We start from the raw sequence: 19,067 nt of genomic DNA on the forward strand, positions 1-19,067 counted from the left end.
CGTGGGAACGGCGCCGGTCCGGGCCGTCGTCTTCGACCTCGACGGCACGCTGGTGCAGACGCGCGTCGCCTCCTGGGAGGTGTTCTCGCAGATCAACGACCGGTTCGCGCTCGGCGTCGACAGCCCGGAACGCTACTTCGAGCTGTTCCGCACCAACGTGTTCGCCTCGATCCGGTCGCTGTGCCGCGACGAGGCCCACGCCGACGAGGTGAAGGCCGCGTTCCTGGCACTGCTGCGCACCGACTACACCCCGGCGATGATCCCCGGGATGACCGACGTCGTGCGACGCCTCGCGGGCGACTGCACCCTCGCGGTCATGTCGTCCAACGCGATGCAGGTGCTGCGCCGGGTGCTGGTGACCAACGACCTGGCGTTCTGTTTCGCCCACGTGTTCGGCGGCGACGTGGCGCCGGACAAGCGCGCCGCCATCCGGGCGTTCCTGGCCGACTCCGGCAGCGGGTTCGGCCGCCGCTGCGCCGCCGACTACGACGAGGCCGGGCAGCACCCCGCGCCCGACCCGGCCGGGACGGTGCTGGTCACCGACACCGCGGGCGACGTCCGCGACGCCCGGGAGACCGGGATCCGCGTCGTCGGGGTGGCGTGGGGGATGCACTCGGTGGAGGAGCTGACCGAGGCGGGCGCGGAGTTCGTGGCCCTGTGGCCGCAGGAGATCACCGCGTACCTGCTGGGCGACGCGGCCGCGCAGCCCCCCGGCGGGGCCTGCGCCGTGCCGCCCCGCCCGGCCGGGGACGCCTGCGGGTGCGGGTGCTCGTCCGCGCCGGGGCAGGACCCCGTCCGGGAGGCCGCCGCGGCCCGGCGCCGCCGCCGCACCGCCGCCCGTGCCCACGTCCTCGCCGCCCTGACCCCGGCATCCCCGCCCCCGCCCCCGAATGGCAGCAACGTGGCTGTACTGCCATTCGACACCCGCCGGCCGGCGGCACCGCCCGAGCTGCTCGCCGCCGTACGGGCCGTGTGCCGCTGACCGGTGACCGCACCGGCGTCGTGAGCACGGCACCGGCGTCCCGGCAGCGGTGCGGTGGCGGCAGCGACGGTGCGGTGACGACGACGGTGCGGCGGCCCGGACTACCCGAGCGCCGCCTTGCCCAGGGACAGCAGCAGCGGGCGGGTCTCGTGGGCGTCGACGGCGAACCGGCGCACCCCGAGCCCGTGCAGCAGCGCGGCGGCCTCCTCGGACACCGCACCCGACAGGCGCAGCCCGACGCGACACCCCGGCACCTCGGCGGCCGTCGCGGCCACCCGGGCCAGCAGCCCCCGCACCGAGTCGTCGACGGTCGTGCGGGGGTCGGTGCCCAGCAGGCCGTCGCGGACGTAGGTGTCGAGCGGTTCGGCGGTGAGCAGGTGCCGGGCGGGGATGCCGAACACCGCGGCCTGCAGCGCCCGCACCTCCAGCCACAGGACCTCGGTGGTGGCCGCGAGCGCCGCGGCGTGGAAGACCCCGCGCGGGCTGGTGAGGTAGCAGCCGGTCGGCGGCCGGCCGTCGACGCCGGCGAGCTCCCGCAGCGCGTGCGCCTCCGCCGGGTCGCTGACGTGGCGCACCGCGAGGTGGACGCGCGCGGCGGCTCCGCTGTCGCGCACGGCGCGGCCGAGCCCGTCGAGCTGGGCCTCGACGAGCGCGGGCAGCCCGAGCGGCACCGACAGCTCGGGGTAGCGGCCGGTCAGCGCGGTCTGCTGCAGCAGCTCGCGGGACTCGTCGGCGAGGAAGTCGATCGCGCGGACGCCGACCTCCACCTCCCCCGCCGCGGCCAGCAACGGGGTGAACTCGGCGGCCACGAGGTCGGCGACGCGGGCGAACCGGGCGGTGCGCCGGTCCGCGAGCAGCGCCTCGACCAGCCCGTCGAGGTGCCCGGTCGCGGCCAGCACGTCGTCGACGGCGGTGACCAGCCCGGTGGCGCCCGCGGCCAGCGCCGGGGCGACGTCGCCGGGCAGCGTCACGCGGCTGAGCACCTCGCAGCCCGCGGCCGCCGCGGCGACGCCGAGCAGGCCCGACAGCGCGCCGGTCGCCGCGGCCGGGGTGGCCGTGACGAAGGTGCCGGCGAACAGCTCGCCGGTGGCGCCGTCGAGCGCCACGGGGTCGCCCTCGACCAGCGCCCGCCCGTCGACGGTCACCGTGCGCGCGGCCAGGTCCACCGTCATCGCCGACGCGCCCACGACGCACGCGGTGCCCAGCGCCCGCGCGACGACCGCGGCGTGGCTGGTGGACCCGCCGGTGACGGTGACGATCCCGCGCGCGGCGATCATGCCGTGCAGGTCGGCCGGGCTGGTGACGGGCCGGGCCAGCACCACTGGCGTCCCGGCGTCGGCGAGGGCCTTCGCGCGGTCGGGGTCGAGCACCAGCGCGCCGCTGACCTGGCCGGGACAGGCCCCGATGCCCGTGGTCAGCAGCCGCCCGCCCGCGCGGGCCGCGTCGACGTCGGCCGCGTCGAAGCCGGGGCGCTGCACCTGGCGCACCTGTTCGGCGGACACGCGGCGCACCGCCGCGGCGGGCGGCACCGCGCCCTCGGCGAGCAGGTCCGCGGCGATCCGCACCGCGGCCTCCGGGGTCCGTTTGGCGCTGCGCACCTGCAGCAGCCACAGCACCGAGCGCTCGACGGTGAACTCGATGTCGAGCACGTCGCCGTGGCGGCGTTCCAGGTCGGCACAGGTCGCGTGCAGCTCGGCGAGCACGTCGGGGGCCAGCGCGGTGGTGACGGGGTCGGGGGTGCGGGTCCCGGACACGACGTCCTCGCCCTGGCTGTGCGCGAGGTACTCGCCGAACAGGCCGGGCTCCCCGGTCACCGGGTTGCGGGTGAACACCACCCCGGAGCCGGAGTCGGCGGACAGGTTGCCGAACACCATCGCCTGCACCACCACGGCGGTGCCGAGGTCGTGCGGGATGGCGTGGTGCTCGCGGTAGGTGCGGGCGCGGCGGGTGTTCCAGGACCGCAGCACGGCCTCCACCGCGCCGACGAGCTGGGCGTGCGGGTCGTCCGGGACGCTCTCGCCGCAGTCGTCGTCGAGCGCCTTCTCGCACGCCGCCCAGACCCGGTCGTAGGCCTCGCCGGGATCCGCGGGCAGCGGGTCGACGGCCTCGGCGGACGGGTCGAGCGCCCCCAGCACCGTCTCGGCGTACATCGTGTGGAAGCGGGCCACGAGATCGGCCATGAAGGCGACGTCGCCGGTGGCGGTGGCCAGCGCGACCGCCGCGTCGCGGCCCAGCCCCAGGTCCAGGACGGTGTCCATCATCCCGGGCATCGAGACCGGCGCGCCGGAGCGCACCGACACCAGCAGCGGCTCCGGGCCCGCCCCGAACGTCCGCCCGGTCCGCTGCTCCAGCTCGGCGAGCCGGGCGAGCACCTCCTCCACCAGGCCGTCGGGCATCGCGCCCGCGGCGAGGTAGCGGCGGCAGGCGTCGGTGGAGACGACGAAACCCGGCGGCACCCGCAACCCGTCCTGCGTCATCCGGGCCAGGCCCGCGCCCTTGCCGCCGAGCCGGTCGACGTCGGCGGGGTCGGCGTCGGCGAAGGTCGACGTGAAGCTCATTCGACGCGGGCCCGGCCGAGGGTGCGCAGCAGGTCCTCGTGGAACTCGAACCAGACGTTGTGCACCGAGTCCAGCGTGGGCGCGGAGACCAGCTCGTGGCGCCCGGCGTCGATGCCGTCCAGGGCGGCGGCGAAGCGGCGCGGGTAGGCGCCGAAGCGCGGGTCGTGCCCGGCCAGCGCGTCGAGCAGGGGGCCCAGGCGCTGCACCAGCTTGTCGAGGCGGGCGATGACCTTGCCGTCGTACTCGGCGTCGGAGTGGTCGTTGGTGACCCGGCGCCCGCCCACGTCGATCTGCTGCCAGGACGACATCGTGGTGAGGAACTGCGCGTTGACGGTCTCGAAGCGGTCGACGAGCGGCGCGAGCCCGGCGTCCTCGCGCACCGCCGCGTAGTGGTGGGCCGCGGCGGCCGCGAGCGCGGGCTCGGCGTCGTCGGTCGGGAAGGCGGCACCGGCGGCCACGACTATCAGGCCCCGTTCCTCGAGCCGGGCCAGCACCGACTCCACGTCGGCCGTGCCCGTGTCGGCGGCGACCACCTCGGCGGCCACCATCTTCTTCAGTGCGACGACGTTGAGGACGTCGTAGTCGGTCTTGTCCAGGACCGGCGCGGTCATGGTTCCTCCCGGGACAGGCCACCGGGCGGCACGCCGCGTGGCGTGCCGCCCGGGGCGAGGGGTCCTTACAGCCAGCGGCCCTTGGAGTTGCGCCGGTCGGCGTCCTCGGAGAAGGGCAGGTACCCCGCCCCCGAGAAGATCTTGCTGGGCACGGTCTCCTGGGCGAAGCCGCGCTTGGTGATGTCGTAGTAGTAGTTCGCGACCCGCTGGTCGATCTCCCACAGGTCGTAGTCGCGGCAGGCCTTCTCGTAGGTGCCGGCCAACCGCATGTGCGGGAGGATCATGTCCACGTAGTAGACGTACTGGCCGTTCCAGATCAGGTCGCGCCGGTTCATCCGGGCGGTCTTGGAGTAGAGCTTGAGCGTGGCGTTCTGCACCCGGCCCAGGTGGTCGCCCAGGTCGTCCACCTTGATCGGGTACACCTCGCCCATCGGGGTGTTCCACTTCTCCCGGGCGAACACCGCGCCACCGGTGATGGCCTCGATGTAGTTCTTGGGCCGGGTGAAGGTGGTGGAGATGTCGTTGACCCGGATCTCGTTGAGCCCCATCTTCTCCGGGTCGATCGTCAGCGCGAGGGTGTAGCAGTGGGGCAGGTTCTCGTCGTCGCAGACGTCGCTCCAGTGGAACACCTCCTCGTTGACGAACAGGTCGCGCAGGATCAGCAGCTGCCCGTCCGGGAGCTCGTAGGGGCCGGTGTCGCCCAGGCCGAGCCGGCAGTCGTAGTGGTCGAGGAAGCTCAGCAGCTCCGCGGCCACTTTGAACTGGGTGAACGCGGCGTGCTTCGGGCTGCCCGCCTCCAGCGGCTCGATCTGCGCGGTGATCTGGGACAGGAAGTCGGGTTCGTGGATCCGGCAGCGGTAGCGGTCCTGGGAGTTGAGGATGTAGCCGTCCTGGCGCTTGCCCCACAGGATGCGCTGCATGAACTTGAGGATCTCGTTGCTCTCGCCGATGTAGTCGTCGGGCCCGATGACCTCCAGTGCGAGCAGGCCGCAGCGCCCCATCCCGAACCCGACGGCGCCGATGCACCAGTCGTGCACCGCGTTGACCTTGGTGCCGATCCCGCGCCGCGCGCTGGCCCCGATGTCCATGATCGCCTGCGCGCCGCCGGCCTCCTTGGTGGTCATGCGCAGGATCTCCGGCCACCGGTAGAACTCGTGCATGAAGGCCAGGATCTCGTACTCCTGGCGCGGGATCATGCCGCTCACGCCCTCGGTGGCGCGCATGACGAGCACGTCCCAGATGTTCCAGGCCAGGTAGTTGTTGAGGTCGTTCAGCTCGGGGATGGTGAACTCGTCGCGGAGGACGTCCTCCTTCGACACCTTCTCCAGCACGCCGCTCTTGGCGCGTGCCTTCATCATCTTGTCGCCCTTGATCCCGTCGGTGACGGGCTCCATGCCGTGGAAGTTGCCGACGTAGGTCAGGTCCTGGAAGCGGAGGCCGTCGTCGCCCTCCTCGTACCGCTGCTTGTAGGTGGCGCGCTTGCCCTCGGTGGTCGTCACAGTCGTCTCCTTCAGTCGTCCGCGACCACGCGGCCGACCTCGTGGTCGGTGCAGTCGAGCCGGACCTTGCGGCCGTCGAGGGCCTTCGCGATCTCCTCGAAGTGCTCGTCGCCGGTCTGGCCGACGACGTAGCGCGAGTCGCTGTCGGTGAGGTACGCCGTCATCACGCAGGGCGTCTGGAACTCCCGCGACAGGATGCCGAGGTGCGACTCGGGCGCGCCGGACATCGTGATGACGCCGATCGCCCCCATGCTCAGTGCGGGCGCGAGGAAGGTGGTCGTGCCGCCGCGGACCAGCAGGATGTGTTCCTGGAGCTTGCCGGACTTGATCAGGTTGATCACGTCCGCGGGCGCGGACAGGTACTTGATCGTGCCGCTCGGTGATTTGGCGGTGTCGAAGACGTTGTAGCCCTCGGCCAGTACCTCGGCCATCCGTTCCTCCTTGAACTGCTCCGGTAGCTGCTTGGCTGCGCCTCACTGTGCCGCGCGTCACTGCGTGCACCGATGGGCCGAACGGATAGAAGTCGCCGGACGCCTTGTCTCGCCCGGACAACGTCACGCCAGGACGCCGTCACGCCAGGACGCCGCCCGCCCGCCCGGCCGGGGCGGGGCGGGGAGCCGGTGGCTCAGCGGGTGGAGGCCGCCGCGATCTCGGCGACGGTCCGCCGGGTCACCGGCGCGCCGTCGGGCGCGGCCCGCAGGATCGGGCCGGCGATCGCGTCGAGCTCGAGCACCGCCCCGGCCTCGGCGTCCTTGAGCATCGAGGAGCGCATCGTCGCCGGCATGCCGCTTAGCCGGGCCCGGACGGCCGCCCCGTCGAGGCCCGTGGCACCGGAGGCCGTCGCGGCGGCCACGGCCTCGTCGACGAGGTCGGCCAGCAGGTCGGGACGGGCCTCGCGGGCCGGGCCGATCGGCTCCGTCGTCCGCGTCGTGAGCAGGGCGAACGGCGCCAGGAAGCACAGCTTGCGCCACAGCAGGGTGGCCTCGTCGGGCGCGGAGGTGTCGACGTCGAGACCCGCCCCGCGCAGCAACGCCCCCGGGCCGCCCGCGTGGGCCGCGGTGACGGCGTAGTCGGCGAACGGGGACAGGTGCTCGACGACCCCGGGGGCCACCCGTGTGGCCTCCACGGCGACGGTCATCGGCACCACCTCGGCCCGCGGGAACACCGCGCGCAGCAGCGGGACGTGGTCCACGCCGTTGAGCAGCGGCACCACCGCGGCCCCCTCGACCAGCGCCGCGGGCACGCGGCCGAGCGCGGCGAGCAGGTCCGGCGCCTTGACCGCGACGAACAGCACGTCGACGGGCGCGGCCGGCCACGGCCGCGCCGGCACCCGCACGGCGGTCCGGCCGAACCGGGCGCTGCGCAGCGTCAGCCCGTCGACGTTGATCGCGGTGCTCGTGCGGTCGGAGGCCAGCATCGTGACGAGGTGACCGGCCGCGGCCAGCAGCGCACCGAGCATGCCGCCCACGGCCCCGGCTCCCAGTACCGCGATCCGCTGCGCCATGGGGGTCCTCCCGAGGGTCGAACCGCCATCCTGGCGCACCGCTACCGGAGCAGCTCCGCCGGGACGTCGACGACCCGGCTGCGCAGGTACTCCCCCAGCCCCTTGGCCTGCGGGTCGGGGCGGGTCGAGGACGCGACCCCGTCGCCGAGCAGGCCGTGCACCACGACGTTGACCGCGCGCAGGTTCGGTAGGGCGAACCGCTCGATCCCCAGGTCCGCCGCCTCGGGCCCGAGGAGCTCGCGCAGCCGCGCCGCGGTGAGGTACGCGCTCAGCCAGGCGTACCCGGCGTCGTCGCGGGCCCAGAGACCGACGTTGGCGTCGCCGCCCTTGTCGCCCGACCGGGCCCCGCACACGCGCCCCAGCGGGGCCCGCACGGTCCCCCCGCTGCTCTGCGCACCCGGGCGCACCGGCCCGGCGGGTGCCGCGGCGACGGGCGCGGAGCACAGCGGCGGGTCCGGCACCGGGTGCCGGGTGCCGTCGGGGAGCACGACGACGTGCTCGACCGCCCCGCGCGGCACGGCGGCGGGCCGGTACACCCCGTAGGCCGACTCCGCGGTGGGTGGTGTCGTGGTGTGGAACCCGGCGTAGCCGGCCAGGGCCAGCTCCACCGCCGCACCCGAGAACGCCCGCCCCACCGTCGCGGGGTCGGGGGACTTCACCGTGATCCGCAGGTGGGCCGTGGCCCGGTCGTTCGACGGCGCGTCGGGCGTGTCGAACCGCAGCAGCCGGACGTCGACCTCCGCGAAGCGGTCCCGGCCGCCGAGCGCGTCGAACAGCTGCGCCTCCGCGCGCGCCGCCTTCGCCTCGACGTCCAGGCCGGTCAGCACGAACGTCATCGTGTTGCGGAAGCCGCCGACGTCGTTGAGCGCCACCTTCAGCGTCTCCGGCGGTGCGCTGCCCCGGGTCCCGGAGATCGCGACCCGGTGCTCGCCGGCCTGCTCCAGCACCAGGGTGTCGAAGTGCGCGGTGACATCGGGCCCGGGGTAGGCGGGCCCGGCGATCTCGTAGAGCAGCTGGGCGGTGACCGTGCCGACCGACACCAGCCCGCCCGTCCCCGGGTGCTTGGTGATCACCGAGGAGCCGTCGGCCGCCACCTCCGCGATCGGGAAGCCGGGCAGGCGCAGGTCGGTGATCTCGTCGAGGAACGGGTAGTTGCCGCCGGTCGCCTGGGGGCCGCACTCGATCACGTGCCCGGCCGCCACCGCACCGGCCAGCGCGTCGAGGTCGTCGCGGGCCCAGCCGTGCCACCACGCGGCGGGACCGACCACGAGCGACGCGTCGGTGACCCGCCCGGTCACCACCACGTCGGCCCCGGCGCCGAGGGCCGCGGCGATGCCCCACCCGCCCAGGTAGGCGTTGGCCGACACCGGTGTCCCCTCCACCGGGGGCGTGATCGCCGCCAGCGATCCGCGCAGGTCGTCACCCTCGACGTGGGCGACGCGCACCGGGAGCCCGAGCCGGTCGGCCAGCGCCCGGACCGCGTCCGCCAGCCCCGCCGGGTTCAGCCCGCCGGCGTTGGCCACCACCCGGGTCCCCCGGTCGAGACAGGTGCCGAGCACCTGCTCCAGCTGGGTGAGGAACGTCCTCGCGTACCCGCCGCCCGGGTCCTTGGCCTGCGCCTTGGCCAGGATCAGCATCGTCAGCTCGGCGAGGTAGTCGCCGCACACGACGTCGAGCGGCCCGCCCTCGACCATCTCCCGCATCGCCGCGAGGCGGTCGCCGTAGAAGCCGGAGCAGTTCCCGATCAGTACCGGCCTGGTCATGCCGTCCCCCTCCGCCGACGCCCCACGCCGATCCTGCTCCCCGCCGCCGCACAGGCTCCCACGGCGGCGCCCTCGGCGGCCTCGCCGACCCGCCCCGCGGACCCGACCAGCTCGTGACGCCTCGCGCGATTCGCCCCCGAAGCGTTGGCACCGTGCCCCGCTTCCAACCCGCGCCACCGCCGACGCCGCACCCAGCTCGTCGGCCGGAGGCACGGTCCGGAGCCGGGCCGCTGAGGGCCGGCATTCAGAGGAACAGCGCCTCGCCTGCGGAACGCGTGACACGATACGGGGCAGGAACGGAGGCAGCCCTATGACGAGCACCCCGCAGCAGCCCGACGGGTGGCCGGTCGACGACTTCGTCTCGACCGAGGAACTCGTCCGACGCCACGGGGTCCGGCCCCTCACGTCCGTGACCGACCTGGCGGCCGACATCGATCCGTTCGAGTCCGACGAGGAGTACGGCGAGTTCCTCAGCGACCTCTACTCCTCCCGGCGCGCCGACAGCGCGTGAGCCTCGTCGTCCTCGACACCGACGTCGCCTCCGCACTCCTGCGCCGCCGGGCCCCGGACGACCTGGCCCGCCGGCTCACCGGGGAGATACCGGCCATCACCTTCGTCACCCTGGGCGAGCTGACGAAGTGGACCCTCGTCCGACGCTGGGGTCCGCGCAGCCTGGCCACGATGCAGACCTTCCTGGCCGGTCTCGTGGTCCTCCCCTACGACCGGCGTGTTGCCATCCGCTGGGGGGCGAGCTCCAGGCCTTCGCTCAGCTGCGCGGGCGACCACGACCTGCCAACGACACGTGGATCGCCGCCTGCTGCCTCGTCCGCGAACTCCCACTCGCCACGTTCAACATCAAGGACTTCGCCGACTACGAGCATCACGAAGGGCTCGAACTCATCCGCGGATAGGGCGTCGTCCAGAGGCCCGCGCCCGTGCCCTCTCCGGTGTCGACACCGACCACGCGCGGATCGCCCCGGCCCGAAACTGAGGTGTAACGGGGGCTGGTCACCACCCGACCGTCCCACTGAGGACAAGGGCAGGGGGACATCGTGGCCAGGCGGGTACGGACCGGTCGCGACGACACGACCGTGCGGCGGTGACGGACGTGGCCACGAAGGTCGACGCCCGACCGGTGCGGGAGCGCGTCGCGGAGTACGTCCGAGGCGATGTGACCCGGCGGACGTTCCGGCCGCCCGCACCGCGAGCCGGCGGCGAGATCGCGCTCTGGGCGCGCAACGGTTGGGCCGGCCAGGAGGTCGTCGGCGAACGCGCCCATCTCGCCGCACTGCGAGCGGTGGTCGGGTCGGCGCACCGAGCCGACGGGAGCGCGCATCGCTTCACGGCGACGCTGCTGCCCGAACCCACCAACCGGTTCGACCCCGACGCCGTCGCCGTCCACATAGGCGGTCAGCGCATCGGGTACCTCCCCCGCGAGGACGCCGCCCGCTACCGACCCCGGCTCGACGAGATCCACGCCGCCGGACGCATGCCGACGGTCGCTGCCCGCATCTGGGCCGCCGACTACCCGGAGTGGGACGACCACGCAGGGACCACGACAACCCGCTTCGGCGCAGGAGTGCACCTCGCCCTCGACGAGCCGCACCTGCTGCTCCCCGTCAACTCCGAGCCTGCCGAACCCCATGTGCTGCTGCCCCACGGATCGTCCGTCCAGGTCCACGACACTGCGGACCACCTGGACCGGCTCGTCGCCATCCCGGCAGGCCACGGCGAACGCTGGGTGTACGCCACGCTGCACCACGTCCACGAACAGCTGACCCGCTCGAACCGGGACATCGTCGAGGTGCGGGTGGACGGCGCGCGCATCGGCAAGCTGAGCCCGAAGATGAGCGGCGACCTCCTCCCTGCCGTCCGCTACCTCGCCGACCGGCAACGGATCACTGCCGCGCGGCTGCTCGTGGCCGGCAACCGGGCCGCGGTCACCACGACGCTGTACGTGCTCCGCGCCCATCAGCTCGCCGATGGTTGGTTCGACGAGGTGCAGTAAACGCTCCGATCCACCTGATTCCTGCCGCCCCGAGCGAACCGCTCACGAGGTCGGAGGGCACAAGGTGGACACGACATCGAGCGCCGATGACGCCTGCCGATCGGTGAAGTGGGACGAGCTGGCCTGTAAGCCGGATCCTGTGAGCGACGCGCCTCGCGGCCCGCCGCCCGGCGACCATCCATCTAGGCCCGCCGTCACCGACGGGCTCGTGCGACCTACCCGCAGGCTCGGACGGGCCGCCCTCGAACGCCTGCGCAGGCCCCGGAGGGCCCTCTTGGTCTTGCTCCGGGTGGGGTTTACCGAGCCACCCCGGTCACCCGGGGTGCTGGTGGTCTCTTACACCACCGTTTCACCCTTACCGCCGACTCGCGTCGGAGGCGGTCTGTTCTCTGTGGCACTGTCCCGCGGGTCACCCCGGGTTGCCGTTGACAACCACCCTGCCCTGCGGAGTCCGGACTTTCCTCGGCGACGATCCGGGGATCGTCGACGCGGCCGCCCGGCCAGCTCGTCCGCGCGACCAGTCTAGGCCTCCGGGGCGGGCGGGGGCGGCGGGGCACCGCACCGCCAGCACGGGCCGCCCTCCTCACCCTCCACCGGCATCGCGCCGCACTCCTCGCACAGCCGGTGCAGCCAGCAGACGGGGTCACCGGGCGGGTCGTCGTGCGGGCCGGTCATCAGAAGTGTTCCGGCAGCTCGCGCAGCGAGCCGACGGTGAGCACGGCGGGGTCGTCGACCTCGGCGTGTTCGTGCGCCCAGGTGTAGGGATGCGGCACGAACACCGCGTTGAGGCCGGCCGCGCGGGCGGGGAGGATGTCCGACCGCGGCGAGTTGCCGATCATCCACGTCGTCGACGGGTCGAGCGCCAGCTCGGCGGCCAGCCCGCGGTAGGTGACCACGTCCTTGCGGGCCACCACGTGCACGCTGCGGAAGTGCCGTGCCAGGCCCGAGATCTCCACCTTGCGCTCCTGCTCGACCGGGTCGCCCTTCGTCATCAGCCGCAGGTCGTGGCGCGAGCCCAGCTCGTCCAGCACGTCCTCGACGCCGGGCAGCAGTTCGAGCTGCTGCTGGACCAGCGCCGCCGCCAGCTCCGCGATCTCTGACCGCTCGGCGTCGGTGACGGGGCGGCCGCGCAGGTGCGTGACGCAGTCGTGCAGCGAGCGCAGGAACACGGCGCTGCCGTAGCCGTGCTGCGCGATGTTGACGTCCTCGATGTCGGCGCGCACCGCGCGGGCGTGCGCCTCGTCGGGGTGGGCGAGCCAGGCGAAGAAGTCCTCGCTCACCCGCTCGAACAGGACGTTGTTCTCCCACAGGGTGTCGTCGGCGTCGAAGATCAGCGTGAGCCCCACGGTCGACGACGTTATAGCGTCGCCGCCATGATCGACGCGTCGCCGGCTGCGCTGGTGTTCCTGCTCGTGGCCGGGCTGCTGGCCGGCGGGGTCAACGCCGTCGCGGGCGGCGGGTCGCTGCTGGTGTTCCCCGCACTGCTGGCCGTCGGGTTCCCGCCGCTGGCCGCCAACGTCACCAACTCGGTGGCCCAGTGGCCGGGCTACCTCGGGATCGTCGCCGGTGCCCGCCGGGATCTGCGCGGGCAGGGCGGGCGGATCCTGCGCACCTCGGCCGTGGCCGCCGTCGGGTCGGCGATCGGGTGCGTGCTGCTGCTGGTGCTGCCCGGCGAGGTGTTCGACGCCGTCGTGCCCGTCCTGGTGCTGCTGGCCAGCGTCGTGATGGCGCTGGGGCCCTGGCTCAAGCGGTGGATCGGCACCCCCCACGCCGGCGCCCCGGACCGCAACCTCGGCCTGCTCCCGTCGGTGTTTCTGGCCGCGGTCTACGGCGGCTACTTCGGCGGGGCGCTCGGCGTCATCCTGGTGGCGACGCTGTCGCTGTGCGTCGGCGACGAGCTGCGCCGCGTCAACGCCCTGAAGGGTCTGCTGTCGCTGGTGATCGCGACCGTCACGGTGGCGGTGTTCGCCTTCGGCGCGCCCGTCGACTGGCTCGCCGTCGCCCTGCTCGCCCCCACCACGCTCGTCGGCGGGTACCTCGGCGCGAAGCTGGCGCGCCGGCTGCCCGAGAACGTGCTGCGCTGGGCCGTGGTGCTGCTCGGGCTCGGCGTGGCGGGCTACCTGTTCCTCACCTGACCTGCAGCCCCGCCCACAGCGCCAGCACCGCGAGCACGAGCCCCGCGGGCACCGTCAGCAGGCCCAGTGCGGTGAACTCCCGCACCGTCGGCGCCGCCTCGGTGCGGGCGAGCACCCGCCGCCACAGCAGGGTGGCCAGCGAGCCGACGTAGGTCAGGTTCGGGCCCACGTTGACGCCGATCAGCACCGCGAGCACCAGGCCGGGCGGCGGGGCGTCACCGAGCACGGCGAGCAGCACCAGCGTGGCCGGGATGTTGTTGACGACGTTCGCGAGCACCGCGGCCAGCGCGGCGAGCCCCAGCAGGCCGGGCAGGGTCGGCGCCGACGGGACGACGGCGGCCAGCGCCGCGCCGAGGCCGTTCTCCGTCACGGCCAGCACGACCACCCCCAGCGCCAGCACGAACACGCAGAACAGCGGGTCGGCCGCGCGCAGCAGCGCCACCGGACCGGCCCGCCGCGCCGCCAGGACCCGGCCGCCCAGCACCGCCGCGCCCGCCGCGGCCACCCAGACCGGCTCCACCCCGAACAGCGACGACACCCCGAACCCGACGAGGGTCGCGGCGAGGACGGCCAGCGCGAACCCCGGCGTCGCGACGTCCGGGGCGGGTGCCGGGGCGGCCCGGACCACCCGCAGGTCGGCGCGGAACCACCACCGGAACACCGCGTACTCGACGGCGATCACCACCAGCCACGGCAGCGCCATCAGCGCGGCGAAGCCGAGGAACGTCAGCCCGGACGCGGCGAACGCGAGCAGGTTGGTCAGGTTCGACACCGGCAGCACCAGCGACGCCGAGTTGGCCAGGTGCGTGCAGGCGTACACGTGGGGCCGGGCGCGGACGGCGAGCAGGCGGGCGGTGGCCAGCACGACCGGCGTCAGCAGGACGACGGTGGCGTCGAGGCTCAGCACCGCGGTCGTCGCCGAGGCGGCGACGAAGGTCAGGCCCAGCAGCCGCTGCGGGCTCCCCCGCCCCGCCGCGGCCATCCGCGCCCCGAGCCAGGCGAACACGCCCTCGACCTCGGCCAGGTACCCCAGCAGCAGGATCGCGGCGAGGAACGCGACCGTCGGGCCGAGCTCGGCGACCTCGCCCAGCGCCGCGGCCGGCGTCGTCAGCCCGAGCAGCAGCACCAGGCAGGCGGCCGGGACGGCGACGAGCGCCTCGGGCAGCCCCCGCGGCACGGCGACGGCGAAGGCCAGCACCACCGTGAGCAGGAACAGTGCGGTGGCGACGGCGACGGTCACCGGCGGTCAGGCACCGGCGTCGACCTCCTGCAGGTGGCCGTCCTGCAGGTCGAGGACGAATCCGCGGATCGAGGTGTCCGGCCGCAGGAACGGGTCGCGGCGCAGCAGCGCCATGTCGCGGCGCACGCCGACCACCGGGTCGCCGAACGCGTAGGTGCGCCAGGGCGGCTGCATGCCGGTGTCGTCAGCGAGCTCCTCGGCGAACTCCTCCTCGGTGAACGAGGTGAGGCCGCACCCGGCGTGCCGGACGAGCAGCACCTCGCGGGTCTGCAGCTTGCGCTGGCTGATCGTCATCGAGCGGACGACGTCGTCGGTGACGACCCCGCCGGCGTTGCGCAGCACGTGCACCTCACCCGGCGCCAGCCCGAACGCGGAGTAGGCGTCGATGCGGCAGTCCATGCAGGTGAGCAGGACGGTGTGCAGCGCGGGCACGGCCGACAGCCCCTCGCCGCGCGCCACCGCCGCGCGGCCCCCCGCCTCGTGACGGGCCAGCAGCTCGTCGATCGCCATGGTCGGCACCCCTCTCCCCGGTCGGGGCGACGATAGGCGCCCGACCCGGCCGCGGTCCCCCGACCGTGCCGCGCGCCACCCGGCGTCAGCCCGCCGGGTGATGGCTGGTGTCGTTGACCAGGCGGACGCTGGTGCCGCCGTCGGGGTAGTACGCCACCTCGGACAGGCCCGCGAGGTCCAGGTGCATCCGGTAGAGGATCTCCGGCCCGGCCCCCAGCGCGTCGCGCAGCAGCATCTTGATCGGCGTGACGTGGCTGACGACGACGACCGTCGACCCGGCGTACGCGGCGAGGATCGCGTCGCGCTCGGCGACGATGCGTGCCGAGACCTCCGCGAAGCTCTCCCCACCGGGCGGGGAGACGTCCTGGCTGCCCAGCCACAGCGCGTGCAGCTCGGGATCGCGCCGGCGCGCCTCGTCGAACGTCAGGCCCTCCCAGGCGCCGAAGTCGGTCTCGATCAGCCCCTCACGCACCTCCAGCGGCGCGTTGGTCGACTCCGCGACGGTGGCCGCGGTCTGGCGGGCCCGGCGCAGCGGCGAGCTCACGATCGCGGCGATCTCGTCGGCGATCCGGCCCAGCCGCACCGCGGCCCCCGCCGCCTGCGCGTGGCCCAGCGCGGTGAGCTCGGGGTCGCCGTGGCCGGAGTAGCGGCGGCCGACCGACAGCTCGGTCTGGCCGTGGCGCAGCAGCAGCAGGCGGGTGGGCTCCCCGGTCTGGCCTGTCCAGGAACTCGACGCCGGGACGGTCACAGACCGGACTCCGCGGTGCGGACCAGGATCACGCCGCACTCCTCGCAGTGCACGACGGCGTCGGGCGCGGCGGCCTTCAGCGCGGAGATCGCGGTGCGGTCGACGTCGAGGCGGCAGGCCTGGCAGCGGCGGGCCAGCAGCAGCGCCGCCCCGGTCCCGTTGCGGGAGCGCAGCCGCTCGTAGAGGGCGAGCAGGTCGTCCGGCAGCGTGGCCACCACCTCGTCGCGGGCCCGGCGGCGGCCGGTCTCGCCCGCGTCGATGTCGAGCAACGCGGTGTCGCGGCGCTCGAGGATCACCGCGACCTCCTTCTCCGCGGCGTCGAGGGTGGCGCGGGCGTGCCCGAGGTGGGCCTCCAGCGCCTCGCGCTGCTCCATGATCTCCAGCTGCTCGTCCTCCAGCACCGACTGGCGGCGCGCGAGCGTCTCCAGCTCGTGCTGCAGCTCGGTGGCCTGCCGGGCCCCGATGCCCGACCCGGCGAGCAGCTGGTTGTCGCGCGCCGTGCGGGTGCGGACCCCCTCGACGTCGCGCTCGATGCGGCGGATGTCGCGGTCGAGGTCGCCCGCGTTGGTCTCGGCCTCCACGACCGCGTCCTTCGCGGTGCGGACCGCCGCCTCGGCCGCGGTCAGCTCGGCGTGCTCGGGCAGCGAGGTGCGGCGGTGCGCCAGGCGCGTCAGCTCGGTGTCGACGTCGGCGAGGTCGAGCAGCCGGCGCTGGACGGCAGGTTCGGCTTTCATGCCCGGTCCTTCATCGTTGCCCGGTCGTTCATGGTGAGGGTCCTTCCGGTGGCGACGGACCACGGATCGGTACGGCGTTCCGAGACGCGGACGTCGACGTTACCGTCCGTGGCCGCGCGCACGACGTCGGCCGCCTGTGCGCACCACGGCCACTCCGACGCCCAGTGCGCCACGTCGACCAGTGCGGGTGTCGGACGGCCCGGGCCGGTGCCGGCCAGCAGGTGCTCGGAGGCCGGGTGGTGGCGCAGGTCGGCGGTGACGTAGGCGTCGACGCCGGACGCGACCGCCGCGCCGAGCGCGGAGTCCCCCGCCCCGCCGCACACCGCGACCCGCTCGATCGGGCGGTCCGGGTCGCCCGCGGCCCGCACCCCCCACGCCGTCGGCGGCAGCGCGGCCGCGACCCGCTCGGTGAAGGCGTGCAGCGGTTCCGGCCCGGCGAGCCGCCCGACCCGGCCCAGCCCCAGCGCCGACGGGATCTCGGCGAGCTCCAGCAGGTCGAACGCGGGCTCCTCGTAGGGGTGCGCCGCACGCAGCGCCGCGACGACCTCCGCCCGCCGGGCCCGGGGCAGCACCATCTCCAGCCGCGTCTCGGCCACCCGCTCCAGGCGTCCGACGCTGCCGATCGCCGGCCGCGCACCGTCGAGCGGCTTGAACTGGCCGGTGCCGGCCGAGGCGAACGAGCAGTGGCTGTAGTCGCCGATGTTGCCCGCACCCGCGGCGGACAGCGCGTCGTGCACCGCGGTGATCGACGGGCCGACCGGGATGAAGGTGACGATCTTGTCCAGCGCGGGCAGCGGCGCCGCCACCAGCGGGCCCTCGACGGCCAGGCCGAGCGCGGCGGCGAGGGCGTCGGACACGCCGGGGTCGGCGGAGTCGGCGTTGGTGTGGGCGGTGAACAGCGCGGTGCCACCGCGGACCAGCCGGTGCACCAGCGCCCCCTTGGGCGTGTCGGCCCCGACGCCGTGCACCCCGCGCAGCAGCAGCGGATGGTGGGTGACCAGCAGCTGCGCCCCGATCTCGGCGGCCTCCTCGACCGTCTCGGGCACCGGGTCGACGGCGACCAGCACCGTGCGGACGGGCTCGGCCGGGTCGCCGCAGACCAGGCCCACGGCGTCCCAGTCGGCGGCCAGCCGGGGCGGGTAGGCGGCCTCCAGCGCGGCGATGACGTCGGCGACGGTGCTCACGCGCCCCCTCCCGATTGCAGCAAGGCCACCTTCACGCCACCTGGTTGCGGCAAGGTGGCCTTGCTGCAATTCGACGGGGGGTGGCTCAGCGCCTCGCCCAGGGCCGCGGTCAGGCGGGCCACCGCCTCGGCGGGGCGGACGGCCACCCGGACGTGGTCGGGGCCCAGGCCGGGGAAGGTGTCGCCCCGGCGCACCGCGATGCCCGCGTCGCGCAGCCGTGCCCTGACCCGCTCACCGTGGCCGTCGGGCAGGCGCAGCAGCAGGTAGGGGGCCCGGCCGGGCAGCACCGTGACGCCGTCGACGGCGGCGAGCGCGGCGGCCTGCTCCGCGCGGCGCACGGCCAGCGCGGACGCGGCCTCCTGCGCCTGCGCGACCGCGGCGGGCTCGCAGCAGGCGATGACGGCCTCCAGCGCGGGGGTCGACACCGGCCACGGCGGCCGCCCGTGCGCCAGCCGGGCCAGCAGCTCGGGCGAGCCGAGCGCGTACCCGGCGCGCAGGCCGGCCAGGGCCCAGGTCTTGGTGAGGCTGCGGAACACCAGCGGCCCCGGCTCCCCGGCGAGGCTCTCCGGCTCGCCGGGCACCGCGTCGGCGAACGCCTCGTCCACGAGCACGACGCGGCCGGGCGCGGCGAGCGCGCGCACGTCGTCGGCCGGGTGCAGGACGCCGGTGGGGTTGGTCGGGTTGCCGACGACGACCAGGTCGGCCTCGGCGGGCACGGCCGAGGGGCGCAGCCGGTGGCCGTCGGCGGCGTCGGTGAGCACGCGCGCGACCGGCACCCCGGCGTCGCGCAGGGCGGCCTCGGGCTCGGTGAAGCCGGGGTGCAGCACGGCGGCCAGGCGCGGGCGCAGTCCCGGGAGCAGCGCGAACCCCTCGGCGCTGCCCGCGAGGACCAGCACCTCGTCGGGCCGGCGGCCGTGCCGGGCGGCCACGGCCTCGCGGGCGGCCCGGTCGTGCGCGGCGGAGGGGTAGCGGCCCAGGTCGTCGAGGACGGCGGCGATGCGGTCGCGCAGCCAGCGCGGCGGCCCGGTGCCCTGCACGTTCACCGCGAAGTCCAGCAGCCCCGGTGTGGCGTCGACGTCGCCGTGGTGGCGCAGCGGGGCGTGATCCATGCTCCGCACCCTACGGTGGGGCCGTGCACGTTGTTTTCGTCTGTACCGGCAACATCTGCCGGTCCCCCATCGCCGAGAAGGTCGTCGCCCACGAGCTGGAGCGGGCGGGCCTGTCCGAGGGCGTACGCGTCTCCAGCGCGGGCACCGGAGGCTGGCACGTCGGCTCCCCCGCCGACGACCGGGCCGCCGCCCTGCTGCGCGCCGAGGGCTACCCCGACGACCACGCCGCCCGCCAGATCGACGCCGAGCAGCTGGGCGCCGAGCTGATCGTCGCGCTGGACCGCTCGCACCTGCGCACGGTGCAGGCGATGGTGCCCGAGCCGGGCCGGGTGCGGCTGCTGCGCTCGTTCGACCCGGACTCGCCGGAGGGCGCCGAGGTCCCCGACCCCTACTACGGCGAGGCCGACGGGTTCGCCGCGGTGCTGGCGATGATCCGCGCCGCGGTCCCCGGCCTGCTCGACTGGGTGCGCGAGAACCGCTGA

19 protein-coding genes and 1 other RNA gene are annotated in these 19,067 nt (G+C 74.7%); 5 read left to right on the forward strand and 15 right to left on the reverse strand.

Annotation, left to right across the window (positions count from 1 at the left end; translation table 11 throughout):
* Nucleotide 1: 1 nt before the first annotated feature.
* Nucleotides 2-982 carry an HAD family hydrolase gene (locus PHY01_RS03600; RefSeq protein ID WP_141276998.1) on the forward strand — a complete coding sequence of 327 codons (981 nt, stop codon included), beginning with the start codon at nt 2-4 and terminating at the stop codon, nt 980-982.
* A gap of 101 nt (nt 983-1,083) precedes the next feature.
* On the opposite strand, the gene PHY01_RS03605 is transcribed toward PHY01_RS03600, so the two are convergent.
* The 6 genes from PHY01_RS03605 to PHY01_RS03630 all read right to left on the reverse strand — a co-directional run bounded on the left by PHY01_RS03605 (nt 1,084) and on the right by PHY01_RS03630 (nt 8,917).
* Complete coding sequence (locus PHY01_RS03605; protein ID WP_141277000.1) at nt 1,084-3,540, reverse strand: pyruvate, phosphate dikinase; 2,457 nt, start codon at nt 3,538-3,540, stop codon at nt 1,084-1,086.
* Nucleotides 3,537-4,151: a hypothetical protein gene (locus tag PHY01_RS03610; protein WP_141277002.1), complete on the reverse strand. Its 615-nt coding sequence runs from the start codon at nt 4,149-4,151 to the stop codon at nt 3,537-3,539. The genes PHY01_RS03605 and PHY01_RS03610 overlap by 4 nt, the downstream gene beginning before the upstream one ends.
* Nucleotides 4,152-4,216: 65 nt before the next feature.
* Nucleotides 4,217-5,650 (reverse strand): hypothetical protein, encoded by a 1,434-nt coding sequence (locus tag PHY01_RS03615; protein ID WP_141277004.1) that lies wholly within the window; start codon nt 5,648-5,650, stop codon nt 4,217-4,219.
* A gap of 11 nt (nt 5,651-5,661) precedes the next feature.
* Nucleotides 5,662-6,081, reverse strand: a complete 420-nt coding sequence (locus PHY01_RS03620; RefSeq protein ID WP_141277005.1) for a PEP-utilizing enzyme — start codon at nt 6,079-6,081, stop codon at nt 5,662-5,664.
* Nucleotides 6,082-6,275: 194 nt separating this feature from the next.
* Nucleotides 6,276-7,154, reverse strand: a complete 879-nt coding sequence (locus PHY01_RS03625; protein WP_141277007.1) for a ketopantoate reductase family protein — start codon at nt 7,152-7,154, stop codon at nt 6,276-6,278.
* Between the two features lie 41 nt (nt 7,155-7,195).
* A complete protein-coding gene (locus PHY01_RS03630) occupies nt 7,196-8,917 on the reverse strand; it encodes an acyclic terpene utilization AtuA family protein (RefSeq protein WP_141277009.1) in 1,722 nt (573 codons plus the stop codon).
* Between the two features lie 310 nt (nt 8,918-9,227).
* Between PHY01_RS03630 and PHY01_RS03635 the strand changes: the two genes are divergently transcribed.
* On the forward strand, nt 9,228-9,428 hold the full coding sequence (locus PHY01_RS03635; protein ID WP_141277011.1) for a hypothetical protein: 201 nt from the start codon (nt 9,228-9,230) through the stop codon (nt 9,426-9,428).
* Nucleotides 9,429-10,016: 588 nt separating this feature from the next.
* A complete protein-coding gene (locus PHY01_RS03645) occupies nt 10,017-10,925 on the forward strand; it encodes a hypothetical protein (RefSeq protein WP_141277013.1) in 909 nt (302 codons plus the stop codon).
* Nucleotides 10,926-11,035: 110 nt separating this feature from the next.
* On the opposite strand, the gene rnpB is transcribed toward PHY01_RS03645, so the two are convergent.
* The 3 genes from rnpB to PHY01_RS03655 all read right to left on the reverse strand — a co-directional run bounded on the left by rnpB (nt 11,036) and on the right by PHY01_RS03655 (nt 12,271).
* An RNA gene (gene rnpB / locus PHY01_RS03650) (RNase P RNA component class A) lies at nt 11,036-11,433 on the reverse strand.
* 14 nt (nt 11,434-11,447) lie between these two features.
* Complete coding sequence (locus PHY01_RS26165; RefSeq protein WP_170183616.1) at nt 11,448-11,600, reverse strand: hypothetical protein; 153 nt, start codon at nt 11,598-11,600, stop codon at nt 11,448-11,450.
* Complete coding sequence (locus tag PHY01_RS03655) at nt 11,600-12,271, reverse strand: HAD family hydrolase (protein ID WP_218029985.1); 672 nt, start codon at nt 12,269-12,271, stop codon at nt 11,600-11,602. Before PHY01_RS03655 ends, PHY01_RS26165 begins: the two co-directional genes overlap by 1 nt.
* 27 nt (nt 12,272-12,298) lie before the next feature.
* On the opposite strand from PHY01_RS03655, the gene PHY01_RS03660 reads away from it, so the two are divergent.
* Entirely contained in the window at nt 12,299-13,060 is a 762-nt protein-coding gene (locus PHY01_RS03660) for a sulfite exporter TauE/SafE family protein (protein WP_141277015.1), read from the forward strand.
* Here the strand turns inward: PHY01_RS03660 and PHY01_RS03665 are convergent.
* The 6 genes from PHY01_RS03665 to cobC all read right to left on the reverse strand — a co-directional run bounded on the left by PHY01_RS03665 (nt 13,053) and on the right by cobC (nt 18,585).
* Nucleotides 13,053-14,300, reverse strand: a complete 1,248-nt coding sequence (locus tag PHY01_RS03665; protein ID WP_141277017.1) for an ArsB/NhaD family transporter — start codon at nt 14,298-14,300, stop codon at nt 13,053-13,055. The two genes, PHY01_RS03660 and PHY01_RS03665, sit on opposite strands and share 8 nt — an antisense overlap.
* A gap of 6 nt (nt 14,301-14,306) precedes the next feature.
* Nucleotides 14,307-14,810: a beta-class carbonic anhydrase gene (locus PHY01_RS03670; protein WP_141277019.1), complete on the reverse strand. Its 504-nt coding sequence runs from the start codon at nt 14,808-14,810 to the stop codon at nt 14,307-14,309.
* 85 nt (nt 14,811-14,895) lie between these two features.
* The gene (locus PHY01_RS03675) at nt 14,896-15,558 is read right to left on the reverse strand and encodes a histidine phosphatase family protein (RefSeq protein ID WP_170183617.1); all 663 of its coding nucleotides are present in this window, start codon (nt 15,556-15,558) and stop codon (nt 14,896-14,898) included.
* Nucleotides 15,555-16,292, reverse strand: a complete 738-nt coding sequence (locus PHY01_RS03680; RefSeq protein WP_141277023.1) for a zinc ribbon domain-containing protein — start codon at nt 16,290-16,292, stop codon at nt 15,555-15,557. The genes PHY01_RS03675 and PHY01_RS03680 overlap by 4 nt, the downstream gene beginning before the upstream one ends.
* Entirely contained in the window at nt 16,289-17,476 is a 1,188-nt protein-coding gene (locus PHY01_RS03685; RefSeq protein WP_141277025.1) for a Nif3-like dinuclear metal center hexameric protein, read from the reverse strand. The genes PHY01_RS03680 and PHY01_RS03685 overlap by 4 nt, the downstream gene beginning before the upstream one ends.
* Nucleotides 17,473-18,585 carry an Rv2231c family histidinol phosphate aminotransferase CobC gene (cobC, locus tag PHY01_RS03690; protein ID WP_141277027.1) on the reverse strand — a complete coding sequence of 371 codons (1,113 nt, stop codon included), beginning with the start codon at nt 18,583-18,585 and terminating at the stop codon, nt 17,473-17,475. The genes PHY01_RS03685 and cobC overlap by 4 nt, the downstream gene beginning before the upstream one ends.
* A gap of 23 nt (nt 18,586-18,608) precedes the next feature.
* On the opposite strand from cobC, the gene PHY01_RS03695 reads away from it, so the two are divergent.
* Nucleotides 18,609-19,067, forward strand: coding sequence for a low molecular weight protein-tyrosine-phosphatase (locus PHY01_RS03695; protein ID WP_141277029.1), 459 nt, complete (start codon nt 18,609-18,611; stop codon nt 19,065-19,067).

The organism is Pseudonocardia hydrocarbonoxydans, assembly GCF_006539565.1.
Taxonomy (GTDB): Bacteria; Actinomycetota; Actinomycetes; order Mycobacteriales; family Pseudonocardiaceae; genus Pseudonocardia; species Pseudonocardia hydrocarbonoxydans.

Coding starts and splice junctions, on each gene's coding strand:
- PHY01_RS03605 (WP_141277000.1), bottom strand. CDS start 3,540: ATGAGCTTCACGTCGACCTTCGCCGACGCCGACCCCGCCGACGTCGAC.
- PHY01_RS03610 (WP_141277002.1), bottom strand. CDS start 4,151: ATGACCGCGCCGGTCCTGGACAAGACCGACTACGACGTCCTCAACGTC.
- PHY01_RS03620 (WP_141277005.1), bottom strand. CDS start 6,081: ATGGCCGAGGTACTGGCCGAGGGCTACAACGTCTTCGACACCGCCAAA.
- PHY01_RS03625 (WP_141277007.1), bottom strand. CDS start 7,154: ATGGCGCAGCGGATCGCGGTACTGGGAGCCGGGGCCGTGGGCGGCATG.
- PHY01_RS03630 (WP_141277009.1), bottom strand. CDS start 8,917: ATGACCAGGCCGGTACTGATCGGGAACTGCTCCGGCTTCTACGGCGAC.
- PHY01_RS03635 (WP_141277011.1), top strand. CDS start 9,228: ATGACGAGCACCCCGCAGCAGCCCGACGGGTGGCCGGTCGACGACTTC.
- PHY01_RS26165 (WP_170183616.1), bottom strand. CDS start 11,600: ATGACCGGCCCGCACGACGACCCGCCCGGTGACCCCGTCTGCTGGCTG.
- PHY01_RS03660 (WP_141277015.1), top strand. CDS start 12,299: ATGATCGACGCGTCGCCGGCTGCGCTGGTGTTCCTGCTCGTGGCCGGG.
- PHY01_RS03670 (WP_141277019.1), bottom strand. CDS start 14,810: ATGGCGATCGACGAGCTGCTGGCCCGTCACGAGGCGGGGGGCCGCGCG.
- PHY01_RS03680 (WP_141277023.1), bottom strand. CDS start 16,292: ATGAAAGCCGAACCTGCCGTCCAGCGCCGGCTGCTCGACCTCGCCGAC.
- cobC (WP_141277027.1), bottom strand. CDS start 18,585: ATGGATCACGCCCCGCTGCGCCACCACGGCGACGTCGACGCCACACCG.